This is a genomic window from Winogradskyella sp. (genome assembly GCF_013213835.1).
Classification (GTDB): Bacteria; Bacteroidota; Bacteroidia; order Flavobacteriales; family Flavobacteriaceae; genus Winogradskyella.
On the sequence record NZ_JABSSU010000004.1, the window covers coordinates 554,320 to 569,857 of the forward strand.

General features: G+C 34.7%; 7 protein-coding genes. All 7 read left to right on the forward strand.

Going from position 1 to position 15,538, the window contains the following annotated elements; all coding sequences use genetic code 11:
* The 7 genes from HRU50_RS08315 to sprA all read left to right on the forward strand — a co-directional run bounded on the left by HRU50_RS08315 (nucleotide 1) and on the right by sprA (nucleotide 15,528).
* Complete coding sequence (locus HRU50_RS08315; protein ID WP_296350085.1) at nucleotides 1–1,788, forward strand: cbb3-type cytochrome c oxidase subunit I; 1,788 nt, start codon at nucleotides 1–3, stop codon at nucleotides 1,786–1,788.
* Nucleotides 1,789–1,867: 79 nt separating this feature from the next.
* Nucleotides 1,868–2,890 carry a Holliday junction branch migration DNA helicase RuvB gene (gene ruvB, locus HRU50_RS08320; protein WP_296350087.1) on the forward strand — a complete coding sequence of 341 codons (1,023 nt, stop codon included), beginning with the start codon at nucleotides 1,868–1,870 and terminating at the stop codon, nucleotides 2,888–2,890.
* A gap of 43 nt (nucleotides 2,891–2,933) precedes the next feature.
* Nucleotides 2,934–4,268 (forward strand): cytochrome P450, encoded by a 1,335-nt coding sequence (locus HRU50_RS08325; protein WP_296350089.1) that lies wholly within the window; start codon nucleotides 2,934–2,936, stop codon nucleotides 4,266–4,268.
* Entirely contained in the window at nucleotides 4,268–5,191 is a 924-nt protein-coding gene (gene queG / locus HRU50_RS08330; protein ID WP_296350091.1) for a tRNA epoxyqueuosine(34) reductase QueG, read from the forward strand. The genes HRU50_RS08325 and queG overlap by 1 nt, the downstream gene beginning before the upstream one ends.
* Before the next feature lie 72 nt (nucleotides 5,192–5,263).
* Entirely contained in the window at nucleotides 5,264–7,549 is a 2,286-nt protein-coding gene (locus tag HRU50_RS08335) for an NADP-dependent malic enzyme (protein ID WP_296350093.1), read from the forward strand.
* Nucleotides 7,550–7,621: 72 nt separating this feature from the next.
* Nucleotides 7,622–8,203 carry a Holliday junction branch migration protein RuvA gene (ruvA, locus tag HRU50_RS08340; RefSeq protein WP_296350095.1) on the forward strand — a complete coding sequence of 194 codons (582 nt, stop codon included), beginning with the start codon at nucleotides 7,622–7,624 and terminating at the stop codon, nucleotides 8,201–8,203.
* Between the two features lie 68 nt (nucleotides 8,204–8,271).
* Nucleotides 8,272–15,528, forward strand: a complete 7,257-nt coding sequence (gene sprA / locus HRU50_RS08345) for a cell surface protein SprA (protein WP_296350097.1) — start codon at nucleotides 8,272–8,274, stop codon at nucleotides 15,526–15,528.
* The last annotated feature ends 10 nt before the right edge of the window (nucleotides 15,529–15,538 follow it).

Genomic DNA, 15,538 nt, shown 5'->3' on the forward strand with positions numbered 1-15,538 from the left:
ATGTCAGCAACAGTAGATACACACGATCACGACGTGCATCATCACAAGGAGACTTTTGTGACTAAGTATATATTTAGTCAAGATCATAAAATGATTGCAAAACAGTATTTAATTACTGGTGTAATTGTTATGGGTATAATAGGGATTTTAATGTCACTATTAATACGTATGCAGATTGCTTGGCCTGAAGAGCAAAATGCAGTATTCAAAGCATTATTAGGTAAATGGGCACCAGAAGGTGTCATGGACGCAGATATATATCTGGCATTAGTAACGATACATGGTACCATTATGGTATTCTTTGTGCTTACAGCCGGATTAAGTGGAACATTTAGTAACTTATTAATTCCATTGCAGATTGGTGCAAGAGATATGGCCTCTGGATTCCTTAATATGGTATCATATTGGTTATTCTTCGTGTCTTGTGTAATAATGGTATTGTCTTTCTTTGTAGAGACTGGGCCAGCAGCTGCCGGTTGGACAATTTATCCACCGCTTTCTGCATTACCAATGGCTCAGCCAGGTTCTGGTGCAGGTATGACAATGTGGTTAGTATCAATGGCAATCTTTATTGCGTCGTCCTTACTAGGATCGTTAAATTACATTGTAACAGTATTAAATTTAAGAACTAAAGGTATGTCAATGACAAGAATGCCATTAACAATTTGGGCATTCTTTGTTACAGCTATTATTGGTGTGATTTCTTTCCCAGTATTACTTTCAGCAGCCTTATTGTTAATTATGGATAGAAGCTTTGGTACATCATTCTTTTTATCTGATATTTTCATTCAAGGTGAGGTATTACATTATCAAGGTGGTTCACCAGTTTTGTTTGAGCACTTATTCTGGTTTTTAGGTCATCCTGAAGTGTATATTGTATTATTACCTGCTTTAGGTATTACTTCAGAAGTGATAGCAACCAACTCAAGAAAACCAATTTTTGGTTACAGAGCAATGATTATGTCTATCATAGCTATCGCATTCTTATCAACGATTGTATGGGGTCACCACATGTTTATCTCAGGAATGAATCCGTTCTTAGGTTCTGTTTTTACTTTTACTACCTTATTAATTGCCATTCCATCTGCTGTAAAGGCGTTTAATTATATTACAACATTGTGGAAAGGAAACCTTCAGATGAATCCAGCGATGCTATTCTCAATAGGTTTAGTTTCAACATTCATTACAGGTGGTTTGACAGGTATTATTTTAGGGGATAGTGCATTAGATATTAATGTACACGATACGTACTTCGTGGTAGCACATTTCCACTTAGTAATGGGTATATCGGCGTTATATGGTGTGTTTGCTGGTGTCTATCACTGGTTCCCGAAAATGTTCGGAAGAATGATGAATAAAAATTTGGGTTACATTCATTTTTGGATAACAGCAGTTGGTGCGTATGGTGTATTTTTCCCAATGCATTTTATTGGTATGGCAGGTTTACCACGTCGTTATTATACCAACTCAAATTTCCCCTTATTCGATGATACAACTGATACTCAAGTAGTGATAACAGTGTTTGCTCTTATTGCAGGTTCAGTGCAGTTGGTATTCTTATATAATTTTATTAGTAGTATTTTCTATGGTAAGAAAGCTGAGAAGAATCCATGGCGATCTACAACATTAGAATGGACTACACCGGTGGAACATATGCATGGAAATTGGCCTGGGGAAATTCCTCATGTATATAGATGGCCTTATGACTATAGTAAGCCAGGTCATGATGAAGATTTTGTTCCTCAAACGGTACCTTTAAAAGAAGGTGAAGAAGAACTTCAACACTAGAGAAAAATTAACTGATATTGAGTTATTATAATATAAAGCCTTTCAAATTATTGAAAGGCTTTTTCGTTATATTTGAATTATGAACGAAAACTTAGATCCAACAACTAATAATTTCTCATCTGATGAGTTTGATGTAGAGAAACAATTACGACCCCTATCCTTTGATGATTTTACTGGTCAAGATCAGGTGTTGGAAAATCTTCAAGTTTTTGTGAAAGCCGCTAACTTACGTGATGAAGCGTTAGATCATACTTTGTTCCATGGTCCACCTGGTCTTGGAAAAACTACTTTAGCACATATTCTTGCAAGTGAATTAAATGTTGGAATTAAAGTAACTTCTGGACCAGTATTGGATAAGCCAGGCGATCTAGCAGGATTATTAACTAATCTTGATGAACGTGATGTTTTGTTTATAGATGAAATTCACCGTTTAAGTCCAATTGTAGAAGAATACTTGTATTCAGCAATGGAAGACTACAAGATTGATATTATGATAGAAACTGGACCAAATGCTCGTACAGTTCAAATCAATCTAAATCCTTTTACTTTAGTAGGTGCTACAACACGCTCTGGATTATTAACATCACCAATGCGTGCACGTTTTGGTATTCAAAGTAGACTTCAATATTATAATACTGAATTATTAACTAACATAGTACAGCGTAGTGCTTCAATTTTAGATGTACCAATTTCTATGGAAGCTGCTATAGAAATAGCAGGTCGTAGTCGAGGAACACCACGTATCGCTAATGCACTTCTTAGACGTGTTAGAGATTTTGCTCAGATTAAAGGTAATGGAAGTATTGATATTAAGATTTCAAAATTTGCGTTAGAAGCATTAAATGTAGATGCCCATGGCTTAGATGAGATGGATAATAAAATACTGTCTACAATTATAGATAAGTTTAAAGGTGGTCCAGTTGGTATTACAACTTTAGCAACTGCAGTAAGTGAGAGTCCAGAAACTATTGAAGAGGTTTATGAACCATTTTTAATTCAACAAGGATTTATCATGAGAACACCTCGAGGAAGGGAAGTTACAGAATTAGCTTATAAACATTTAGGTAAAATAAAAGGACCAACACAAGGTGGTTTGTTCTAGCTAACTGTCGTTTTGAAGTTATTTGTTTCTAAAATATTTTCAAATGAAAGACGTGTCTAACATACCAATTGTACCTATGTCTCAGTTTTTGAGACATGCTTTTGATATTCTTAAAAATCCTTTGCCTTTTCATCATAAGAAATTCTCTGAAAATGGTGACTTATTTTGTTTGAGCATAGGATTTAAAACCAAGGTATTCTTTTGTCGTAATGTTGCTTTTCTTGAGTATGTGTTAAAGAAGAATCAAAGAAATTATAAGAAATCAAAAATACAAACAGAAGATATTTCAAAATACGTTGGTAAAGGCTTATTAACGATTGAAGGTGATCATTGGAGAACGCAACGTAAATTAATTCAACCTGCATTTCACAAAAAACAACTACACTTATTGTTAGATAAGATTAAGGAAGCAATAACAGAAGAATATGAAAAGCTACCTTTAGGAAAAACAATAGATGTATTTCCGATTTTTAATGATTTAGCCTTTAAAACAGTAGTGAATTCCTTGTTTAGTAATGCAGCAACTAATGAAGATATTAAACGGTTACAATTTATCACCGAAGAAAATCAGAAGATGCTCATAAAAGAGTTAAGACAACCCTATTTAGGTTGGTGGTTTTCGGCCAGTGGAAAAATTAAAAAGCACCTAAATTTTTCTGAAGAAGCCAAGCAAATTTTAAAGCGTATTGTTGATGAACGTAAATCTTCAGGTAAACGATTTAATGACTTATTAGATATGCTATTAGATGCTAGATATGAAGACGGAAGTGCAATGGATGAGGATCAGTTAATTGATGAGATACTTATTTTATTCTTGGCAGGTCATGAAACCACTGCAAATGCACTGACATTTACATTTCAATTGTTAGCAAAACACCAAGATTGGCAAGAAAGGATATATCAAGAACGTTCAAGTATTAAAAAGGAGTCAGAAGAGGTTATGAACTTGGTGATGAGATCTAAAGTTTGTCAACAAGTTATAGAGGAATCTATGCGATTATATCCACCGGTCTATTTTATAGATCGCGTAAATATTACTGAAGATAGTTTTAATGGGATGACATTTAAACCAGAATCTAATTTGTTATTCTCCCTTTTCGAGATTCATCGTCATCCAGATCTTTGGGAAAAACCTGAAGCATTTATGCCAGGGCGTTTTTCTGAAGGTGAGAGAAAGTTCTCTTCACAATACTTTCCGTTTGGTGCAGGACCTAGAAAGTGTATTGGTAATAATTTCGCTATGTTTGAAATGATCATTGCTGTTAGTGAATTGGTTTTTAAATACAAGATTAGATCCGAGTTTGATGATATAGAGATATCTCCATTAATTACACTAAAACCAAAAAATGCTTTTTTGAGTTTTGAAGCAAGAGCTTAATGACGAATTCCTCAAAATATACGCATTTAATTAAATCTGAAGCCAAAAGACTTGGATTCTTATCATGCGGTATTAGTAAAGCCGAATTTCTTGAAGAGGAAGCACCAAGATTAGAAAAGTGGTTAAACCAAAACATGCATGGTAAAATGCGTTACATGGAGAATCATTTCGACAAACGTCTCGATCCCACGAAACTAGTTGAAGACTCCAAAAGTGTAGTGTCGTTGTTACTCAATTATTATCCTAGCCAAGAGCAAACAGCTAATAGCTATAAATTGTCTAAATACGCTTATGGTACAGACTACCATTTTGTGATTAAAGACAAGCTAAAACAACTACTTCACTTTATTAAAGAAGAAATAGGAGATGTTCATGGTAGGGCCTTTGTTGATTCGGCACCAGTTTTAGATAAGGCTTGGGCTGCAAAATCTGGTCTAGGTTGGATAGGTAAACATAGTAATTTGCTAACCCAAAAAGTAGGTTCATTTTATTTCATAGCAGAGTTAATTATCGATTTAGAGTTAGAATACGATCATGCTGTTACAGATCATTGCGGAACTTGTACAGCTTGTATAGATGCATGTCCTACGGAAGCAATTGTAGATCCTTATGTTGTTGATGGCAGTAAGTGTATTTCTTATTTTACCATTGAATTAAAAGATAATCTGCCTACTGAGTTTAAAGGCAAATTTGATGATTGGATGTTTGGTTGTGATGTATGTCAAGATGTTTGCCCATGGAACCGATTTAGTAAACCGCATAAGGAACCTTTATTTAATCCACATCCTGAGTTGTTATCCATGACAAAAAAAGATTGGGAAGACGTCACTGAAGATACATTTAGAAAGGTGTTTAAAAAATCTGCTGTTAAAAGGACTAAATACGCTGGTTTAATTCGAAATATTCAATTTTTAAGGGATTAAAAGTATTTAAAAAGTCTTCACTTTAGTAAAGTTTAATCATTGTGTATATTTACCGTTTAATAAAATGAGAGAATGAGCAAAGATAGTAAGCGAATAGAAGCTTTGGTTTACCATGCAAAACCCAAACCAGGAAAGATAAAAGTTGTACCTACAAAAAAATATACTTCTCAAAGAGATCTTTCTTTGGCATATTCCCCTGGTGTTGCTGAACCTTGTTTAGAAATTGAAAAAGAGGTAGAAAATGTGTACAAGTATACCGCAAAAGGAAATCTTGTAGCCGTTATTTCTAATGGTACTGCGGTTTTAGGTCTTGGTAATATTGGCCCTGAAGCGTCTAAACCAGTAATGGAAGGTAAAGGGTTACTTTTTAAAATATTTGCAGATATAGATGTGTTTGACATTGAGGTAGATACTGAAAATGTCGATGAGTTTATAGAAACAGTAAAAAATATTGCCCCTACTTTCGGCGGAATTAATCTTGAAGATATAAAAGCACCTGAAGCTTTTGAAATTGAACGTCGTCTCAAAGAAGAACTCGATATTCCTGTAATGCATGATGATCAACATGGTACGGCAATTATTTCAGCTGCTGCCTTATTGAATGCGTTAGAACTTGCCAATAAAAAAATTGAAGATGTAAAAATCGTAGTAAGTGGTGCAGGTGCAGCTGCAATATCTTGTACACGCTTATATCAATCTTTTGGTGCTAAGCGAGAGAATATTGTAATGTTAGATAGTAAAGGCGTTATCAGATCAGACAGAGATAATCTGACATCACAAAAAGCAGAATTTGCTACGGATAGAAAGATAGACACCTTAGACGAAGCTATGCAGGATGCAGATGTATTTATAGGTTTATCAATGGCAGATATTGTGACTACAAAGATGCTTAGGTCAATGGCGTCTGATCCAATTGTTTTTGCTATGGCAAATCCAAATCCTGAAATAGCTTACCAATTAGCAGTGGATACTCGAGATGATATTATAATGGCAACAGGCCGAAGTGATCATCCTAACCAAGTTAATAATGTATTAGGATTCCCGTTTATATTCAGAGGGGCTTTAGATGTGAGAGCCACAAAGATAAATGAAGCCATGAAAATGGCTGCAGTAAAAGCACTCGCGAAACTAGCAAAAGAACCTGTTCCGGAGCAAGTAAATATTGCATATTCAGCAACCCGCTTGGCGTTTGGTAGAGATTATATCATTCCAAAGCCATTCGATCCAAGATTAATTGCAGAAGTTCCGCCTGCAGTGGCAAAAGCAGCTATGAAAAGTGGTGTTGCTAAACAACCAATAGAGGATTGGGAAAGATATAAAAACACACTACTAGAACGTCTTGGGTCAGATAACAAGCTTATTAGGATGCTTGCTAGTAAGGCAAAAGCTAATCCTAAAAGAGTAGTATTTGCTGAGGCAGATCAATTAGATGTTTTAAAAGCGGCACAGATTGTTTATGAAGAAGGTATCGCAAGACCTATTTTACTTGGTAGAATTGATACTATTAAATCCTTAATGCAAGACATAGATTTTGATGGTGAAATAGAAATTATAGATCCAAAATCTGACGAAGAAATAGATAGAAAAAACAGATATGCAGATGCATTTTGGAAACGAAAGAATAGAAAGGGTGTCACACAGTATGATGCACGTAAAATAATGCGTGAGCGAAATTATTTTGCCGCAATGATGGTAAATGAAGGTGATGCGGATGCTCTGATTACGGGATATTCTGCTAACTATCCTAAAGTAGTGAAACCGATGTTAGACCTAATTGGTATGGCAAAGGGTGTGAGCAGAATTGCTACAACCAATATCATGATGACAAGAAGAGGTCCTATGTTTTTGAGTGATACAGCAATAAATATTGACCCAACAGCAGACGACTTGGCAAAAATTGCTTACATGACTTCTAAGGTTATCAAAATGCTAGGAATAGAACCAGTAATAGCAATGACATCATATTCTAATTTTGGTTCATCAGATAATCCTAATGCTAGAAAAGTAAGAGAAGCTGTGGCGTATCTTCATGGAACTTATCCTGAAATGATTGTTGATGGAGAGTTACAAATAGACTTTGCATTAAACTCAAAAATGTTACAAGATATTTTTCCGTTTTCTAAACTAGCTGGGAGAAAAGTAAATACGCTTGTATTTCCAAATTTAGATTCAGCAAATATCACCTATAAGTTATTAAAAGAACTAAATAAAGCTGAATCAATCGGACCAATAATGATAGGGATGGCCAAGCCTGTACATATTCTACAATTAGATGCTAGTGTAGATGAGATTGTTAATATGGCTACTGTCGCTGTAGTTGATGCACAAGAACGTGAAAAACGCCAGCAAAATAAGTAAGTATCAAAGGGTTTAATGCGTTCGTCATGTCAATAATTTTATTACTTTTGGGCATCTAACTATTTCGAATTAATGATTACTCACTTAGAGGGGAAACTTGTTGAAAAAAATCCTACAGACGTTGTAATTGATTGCAATGGTGTTGGATATTTTATCAATATATCACTTCACACATATTCTCAAATTCCAGATCAGGAAAATTTAAGATTGTATACATATCTTCAAGTTCGTGAGGATGCGCATAGTCTTTACGGTTTTAGTACAAAGGCAGAACGTGAAATATTTAAGTTGTTAATCTCTGTGAGTGGCATAGGAGCCAATACTGCCAGAACTATGTTGTCTTCCTTAACCCCAGAACAAGTTAAAGAAGGTATTGCAAGTGGTGATGTAGCTTTAATACAAAGTGTAAAAGGTATTGGTGCAAAAACAGCGCAACGTGTAATTATTGATTTAAAAGATAAAGTATTAAAAGTTTATGGAATTGATGAACTTTCTTTAATTCCGAACAATACTAATAAAGATGAAGCGTTATCAGCATTAGAAGTTTTAGGATTTAATAAGAAGCAGTCTGAGAAAGTGGTAGATAGAATATTAAAAGCTCAACCTGAAGCTGATGTGGAGCAAATTATTAAAGAAGCTCTAAAAAACTTGTAATACAATTGAATAAGACCAACTATAATCAATTAAAATCAATAGGTTTTTTATGCATTCTAATAGTGTGTATGCTATTGGGTCAAATAGCTTTAGGTCAAGAAACCGAACAAGATAGCACAAAAACAACCTTTGCTTTTGGTAATATTAAAATGCCAAACCCGAATAGTATTGTTTCAAAATACACTTATGATCCAATACTAGATCGTTATATCTACACAGAAAAGATTGGGAACTTCAATATCAATTACCCATTAATTCTAACTCCGAAGGAGTTTGAGAAGTTAGTATTAGAAGAAAAGCTTAAAGAGTATTATAAAAGAATATCTGATGCCGCGGATGGTAAAAAAGATGGAACTGAAGAGGATCAGAAAAATTTATTACCAGAGTTTTATGTCAATTCTGGATTGTTTGAAACCATTTTTGGTGGAAATACAATAAATGTTATACCAAGTGGTTACGCGGAAGTAGATTTAGGTGTTTTATTTTCAAGACAAGATAATCCTGCTTTTTCTCCTAGAAATCGTACAAATTTCACATTTGATTTTGATCAAAGAATAGGTGTGAGCCTATTAGGTAAAGTAGGAACAAGACTTCAGGTAACAGCTAATTACGACACTGAAGCTACCTTCGATTTTCAACAATTGGTAAAGTTAGAATACACACCAACTGAAGATGATATTATTCGAAAGATAGAAGTTGGTAACGTAAATATGCCATTAAATAGTTCCTTAATCACAGGAGCTCAAAGTTTATTCGGTGTCAAAACAGAACTACAATTTGGAAAGACAACTGTAACGGCAGTCTTTTCAGAACAACAATCGCAGTCTAGATCGGTAGTTGCTCAAGGTGGCGGAACTGTTGAAGAATTTGAATTTTTCGCAAGAGATTACGATGAGAACAGACACTACTTTTTAGCACAGTATTTTAGGGATAATTATGATGATGCGTTGTTACAATATCCATTCATTGATAATGGTGGATTGCAGATAACTAGAGTAGAAGTTTGGGTAACAAATAGAAATAATCAAATTGATAATGTAAGAAACGTTATTGCATTTCAGGATTTAGGAGAATCTGAACCAGAAGACATTGGTCTCGATCCATTGCCTCCAGGGTTTATTAATAATTTTGGGGCTTTACCAGATAATGAAAATAATGATTTAGACCCTACAAATATTGGTGAGCCAGGTTCATTATTAACCGAAGCAGTTAGAGATATTACAAATGTCGAAGCTGGTGTTACAGTAAATGTCAATGAAGGTTTTGATTACGGAAAATTAGAAGCAGCGCGTAAACTTCAAGAGGGTCAGGATTATGTATTAAATTCTGAACTTGGTTATATTTCATTAAATCAGCGCTTGCTCAATGATGAAGTCTTAGCTGTAGCTTTTCAGTATACCATAAATGGGGAAGTCTATCAAGTTGGTGAGTTTGCAAATGATGGTGTAGATGCAACACAAGTTGATGATGGTGTTTCAGGTAATCCTGTTGTAAATAATCAGAGTTTAATCCTTAAGATGTTGAAAAGTGCTGTGACAGTAGTTGATCAACCGATTTGGGATTTGATGATGAAAAACATCTATGACACAGGTGCATTTCAATTGAGTCAAGAAGATTTTAGACTAAATATATTTTATACCGAAGCATCTCCAGTCAATTATATAAGACCAGTTGAAGGAACAACCTTTCCAACTTTTGATAATAATACACCATTTACAGGAGACGATTCTGAAATCAACGAAACTCCGTTAATACGATTATTTCATTTAGATCGATTGAATGTCAATAATGATCCTCAAGAAGGAGGAGATGGTTTCTTTGATTATGTGCCAGGACTTACGGTGTTAACTCAAAATGGAAAAATTATCTTTACTAAGACTGAACCGTTTGGGCGTTATCTCTTTGATGTTTTAGATGATGATAATAACCCGGCTAATAACGATGCAGACTATGAGTTAGATACATACACAAACGAGAACCAAGAAAAGTATGTTTACGATTTACTTTATAAATCAACTAAAACTCAAGCTTTAGACGAGGCCGAAAAGAACAAGTTTCAAATAAAAGGTCGATTTAAAAGTAGCGGTGGCGGAGGAGGAATACCAATAGGTGCGTTTAATGTACCTAGAGGTTCTGTGAGAGTAACCGCTGGTGGTCGTTTGCTTGTTGAAGGAATAGATTACACGGTGAATTATCAGCTAGGTCGTGTAGAGATTTTAGATGAAGCCTTAAAGGCCTCAAATACACCTATCAATGTCTCAGTAGAAAATAATGCTGTATTCGGTCAGCAAACAAGACGATTTACAGGTGTGAATGTTGAACATCAGTTCAATGAGAATTTTGTGTTGGGTGCGACATTGTTAAATCTTAATGAACGACCGATAACACAAAAAGCTAATTTTAATGCAGAGCCAATCAATAATACCATCTTTGGTGTAAATGGTAACTACTCAACAGAAGTACCATTTTTAACGCGTCTAGTTAATAAACTACCAAATGTAGATACAGATGTGCCATCCAATCTTTCGGTTAGAGGTGAATTCGCATATTTACTACCTGGAGCACCAAAGGGTACTGACTTTGAAGGAGAAGCAACAGCGTATATTGATGATTTTGAAGGAACTCAAGGTGCGATTGATTTATTAAGTCCTTTTTCTTGGTTTTTATCAAGTCGACCAAAAGAGTTACCTTCCAATATTCCTGGTAATGACAATAATGGAGTTGAGAATGGTTTTGGTAGAGCTATGTTAAACTGGTATACAGTAGATCCTATTTTCTATAGTAATCAGAGACCAGATGGTATTTCTGATGATGATATATCAGATCTCTATACCAGACGTGTTTTTATTGATGAAGTATTTCCACAGGTAGATATCGTTCAAGGTCAAACAGCCGTAATTAATACATTAGATTTAGCATACTATCCTTCTGAGCGTGGACCTTATAATTTTAACCCTTTGGCTGCAGATGATACATTAAATCCTAATAATAGTTGGGCCGGAATAACAAGACAAATTACATCTACAGATTTTGAGCAGGCTAATGTTGAGTATATTGAATTTTGGGTTCAAGATCCATTTATGGATAATCCGACAAGTCAAGGAGGAAAACTTTATGTTAACCTAGGTAATATATCAGAGGACGTTTTAAAGGATGGAAAAAAGCAATATGAAAACGGATTACCAGAAGATGGTAATGTGTCTTTATTAAACCCAACAGATTTTGGTGGTGTTGTTCCACAAAATCAATCTTTGATATACACATTTGCTACTACAGGCCAGCAGAGAACAAATCAAGATGTTGGTTATGATGGTTATGATGATGCTGAAGAAATTGCTGCTTTCGGTGGGCAATTTGGAGATGATCCTTCAAAAGATAATTATACATTCTATTTAAACACAGATGGTAATATTTTTGATCGTTACAAGCAGTATAACGGTCAAGAAGGAAACACACCAGATGTCTTTACAGATACCAATAGAGGTTCAACAACACAACCTGATGTTGAAGATATCAATAGAGATAATACAATGAACACTATTGATAGTTATTTTGAGTATGAGGTTGATATGACACCGAATAGTCTGAACTTAAATAACCCTCAAATTAATGATATCAAGGTTAGGAATGTAACATTGCCAAATGGAGACCAAAGAGATGTGACTTGGTATCAATTTAGATTACCAATTAGTGAACCTACAAATGCAATAGGTGGTATCTCAGATATTAGATCGGTACGTTTCGCACGTTTATATTTAAGAGAGTTTACAGAAAATACAGTATTACGTTTTGCAACATTAGATCTTGTTAGAAGTGACTGGAGACGTTTTACACAAGATTTGGATAATGATACATCAAATAACAGTGCAAATGCAGAGTTTAATGTTGCTATTGTTGGTGTTCAAGAAAACGATGGGGATTACGTTATTCCACCGGGTGTAAGACGTGAAGAATTGAATAATAACAACAATATCATACGCCAAAACGAGCAGTCATTGGTGTTACAAGCATGCGAGTTAGAACCTGAAGATTCACGTGGGGTTTTTAAGAATATCAATGTAGATATGCGTCAGTATAAGAACTTACGCATGTTTATTCATGCTGAGGCTCAAGATGGGGAAGTATTGAATCCAGGTGAGATGGTTGCGTTTATAAGATTAGGAAACGATTTTACTGAGAATTTTTATCAAATAGAAGTTCCACTATTACCTACTGAGGATGTTTTAAGTGGTACCCAACAAGAACGTGTTTGGCCAGCTGAAAATGAGATCAACATACCTTTAGCATTTTTGCAACAGATTAAAGCTTTCGGTATTGATGATGGTACACTTACTAATTTAGATCCAACATTTTATAATGTTATTGACGGAAACCTTATTGAGACACCTCTAGCCAATGGCAACGTTCCTTACGATCCGGTTGGAACAGGTGGTGTGAAACAACAACGTATTGCGATAAAGGGAAATCCGAATTTTGGGAATATTCGAGTATTGATGGTTGGTCTAAAGAATGCTAATTCTGAAGGGTCAATGCAGAATATTTGTGGTGAGGCTTGGTTTAATGAATTACGAATGTCAGATCTTGAAAATGATGGTGGTTGGGCTGCTGTGGTAAGTATGGATTCTAATATTGCGGATTTTGCGGATATTAGTGTAACTGGAAGGAGGAGTACCATCGGATTTGGTGGGATAGAACAAGGTCCTAATGAAAGAAGTTTAGATGATGTACAGCAGTATGATTTAGTAACTAATGTGCAAATCGGACAGTTGTTCCCGAAAAAATGGGGACTTCAAATACCTTTTAATTATGCACAGAGTGAAGAATTGGTAACACCAAAATTCGATAGATTCTATAATGACCTAACCTTAGAGTCTCGTTTAGATGCAGCTGATTCTGATGAGGAGGAGGAACGCATCAGACAGCAGTCTGAGGATTATACGAAGCGGAAAAGTATCAACTTTATTGGGGTTAGAAAGCAAAAGACAGGTGACTCAAAAAATAGATTTTATGATGTTGAAAACCTTACGTTTAATTATTCTTATAATCAGGTAGAGCATAGAGATTTTGAGATAGAGCAAGCTTTAGATCAAAACATAAGAGCAGGTGTCAATTATAACTATAATTTCAATCCATTACGAATTGAACCTTTCAAGAAAAATGATTCGTTGTTTAAAGGAAAGTATTGGAAGATTTTAAAAGATTTCAATATAAATCCGCTACCAACCAATATATCTATAAATACCGATATTAATAGACAATTCAGTAAGCAAAAGTTTAGAGAAGTTGAGTTGGGTGGTGACAATATTGGTGTTGAAGAATTGTTCAGAAGAAATTATACATTCGATTTCCAATATGCAATAAACTTCAATTTAACGGATGCATTAAGTGCTAACTTAACCGCTGCAAATTCTAATATTGTACGAAACTATTTTATTGATGATAGGCTTAATGGTAGACAAGATCCTGAGTTAGGAGTTTGGGATGGTTTCTTTGATTTTGGCGATCCAAACTTTCAGACACAACAGCTCCAAGTTAACTACGAATTACCTTTATATAAAATACCAGCACTGAGTTTTCTAAGAACTACTTATGCTTATACAGGGACTTTTCAGTGGCAAAAAGGTTCTGATTTAAATGAAGGTTTACAATTAGAAGACCCTGATAATCCGGGGCAGTTTAATACCTTTAATTTAGGACATTCTATTCAGAATTCTAATACCCATAATATCAATTCAACGTTAAATATGGAGACTTTGTATAAGTCTTTAGGGTTGGTTAGAAAGGGTAAACCAAGAGGTCGTGGTAGACAAAGAAATCCTGGAGGAAGAAATAGAAACAACTCAAAGGATAATGGTAACAATAATAATAAACAAGCTAATTCTTCCAATAAGTTAAGTGCTGGAAAGAAGGCATACAATACGCTGATTGATATTGTTACTATGGTAAAACGTGTACAATTAGGTTATACAGAAAATAACGGTACATTTTTACCAGGTTATCTACCAACACCTGGTTTTATTGGAACTTTGAGACCTACCTTAGGATATACTTTTGGTAGTCAAAGAGATATTAGACAACTTGTGGCTAGAAACGGATGGTTAACTGTTTTCCCTGAATTTAATCAGCAGTATACAGAAGTATTAAATCGTTCATTAGATTACTCAGCAGATCTTGAGCCAATGCGTGACTTTAAAATTACGTTAGTCGGAAACAAAACTTTTGCTGAAAACATTTCAGAAAACTTTAGGGGTATAGATGACCCTAACGATCCAGATGGTCTTAGTGATGAATATGAGGCTTTAATTACGAATTCATTTGGTAACTTAATGATAACAACATCTCTTATTAAGACAGCTTTTAGTCCAAGTGATGAGGTTAGATCAGAGACTTTCGATGATTTTAGAGCAAATAGATTAATAATTGCAAATAGATTAGCACGAGATTTTTATGGTAATACACCTTTTGGAACAGATGCAGAAGGTTTCCCAATTGGTTTTGGTAAAAATAGTCAACGTGTGTTGATTCCAGCTTTCTTATCCGCATATCAAGGTGTAGATCCAAACAATATAACCACAAGTGCGTTTAGAGACGTACCTATTCCAAACTGGACGTTGAAGTACACAGGATTAATGAAGTTAAAGTGGTTTAAGAAAAACTTTAGACGTTTTTCTATTCAACACGGATATAGATCTAGATATACTATTAATCAGTTCAGAAATAATTTAGATTATGATAATGATGTAGAAAATCTAGTGCTAAATCCAGATTCTGGCTTGGGTGAAATCAATTCAATTAATCAAGATGCGAATGGGAATTTAAAGAACAGAACGCTATTTAGTAATATTAATTTAGAAGAACAGTTTAGCCCGTTAATACGTTTAGAGTTTGAAATGAAAAACTCAATTAAAGTATTAACAGAGATAAAAACTGACCGTATGTTGTCCTTAAGTCTAGATAACAATCTATTAACCGAGATCCAAGGAAGAGAATATACACTTGGTTTAGGTTATAGAATAAAGGACTTAAGAATTAGATCTGCCTTAGCAGGGCCAAAACAAGTTGTGAAGAGCGATTTAAATATGCGTGCTGATGTATCAGTAAGAGATAATAAAACTATAGTAAGATATTTAGACTTAGAGAACAATCAGATAACTGCTGGTCAAACCATATGGAATGCAAAGTTTTCAGCAGATTACGCATTTAGTAAAAATCTAACGGCAATATTTTATTTTGACTACACGTTTTCTGATTTCGCCATTTCTACATCTTTTCCACAAACATCATTAAGGTCTGGTCTTACATTGAGATATAATTTCGGAAATTAATAGACCAATA

Excerpts from the sequence above, each read along its gene's own strand:
- ruvB (WP_296350087.1), top strand. The coding sequence starts at position 1,868 with ATGAACGAAAACTTAGATCCAACAACTAATAATTTCTCATCTGATGAG.
- HRU50_RS08335 (WP_296350093.1), top strand. The coding sequence starts at position 5,264 with ATGAGCAAAGATAGTAAGCGAATAGAAGCTTTGGTTTACCATGCAAAA.
- queG (WP_296350091.1), top strand. The coding sequence starts at position 4,268 with ATGACGAATTCCTCAAAATATACGCATTTAATTAAATCTGAAGCCAAA.
- HRU50_RS08315 (WP_296350085.1), top strand. The coding sequence starts at position 1 with ATGTCAGCAACAGTAGATACACACGATCACGACGTGCATCATCACAAG.
- ruvA (WP_296350095.1), top strand. The coding sequence starts at position 7,622 with ATGATTACTCACTTAGAGGGGAAACTTGTTGAAAAAAATCCTACAGAC.
- HRU50_RS08325 (WP_296350089.1), top strand. The coding sequence starts at position 2,934 with ATGAAAGACGTGTCTAACATACCAATTGTACCTATGTCTCAGTTTTTG.
- sprA (WP_296350097.1), top strand. The coding sequence starts at position 8,272 with ATGCTATTGGGTCAAATAGCTTTAGGTCAAGAAACCGAACAAGATAGC.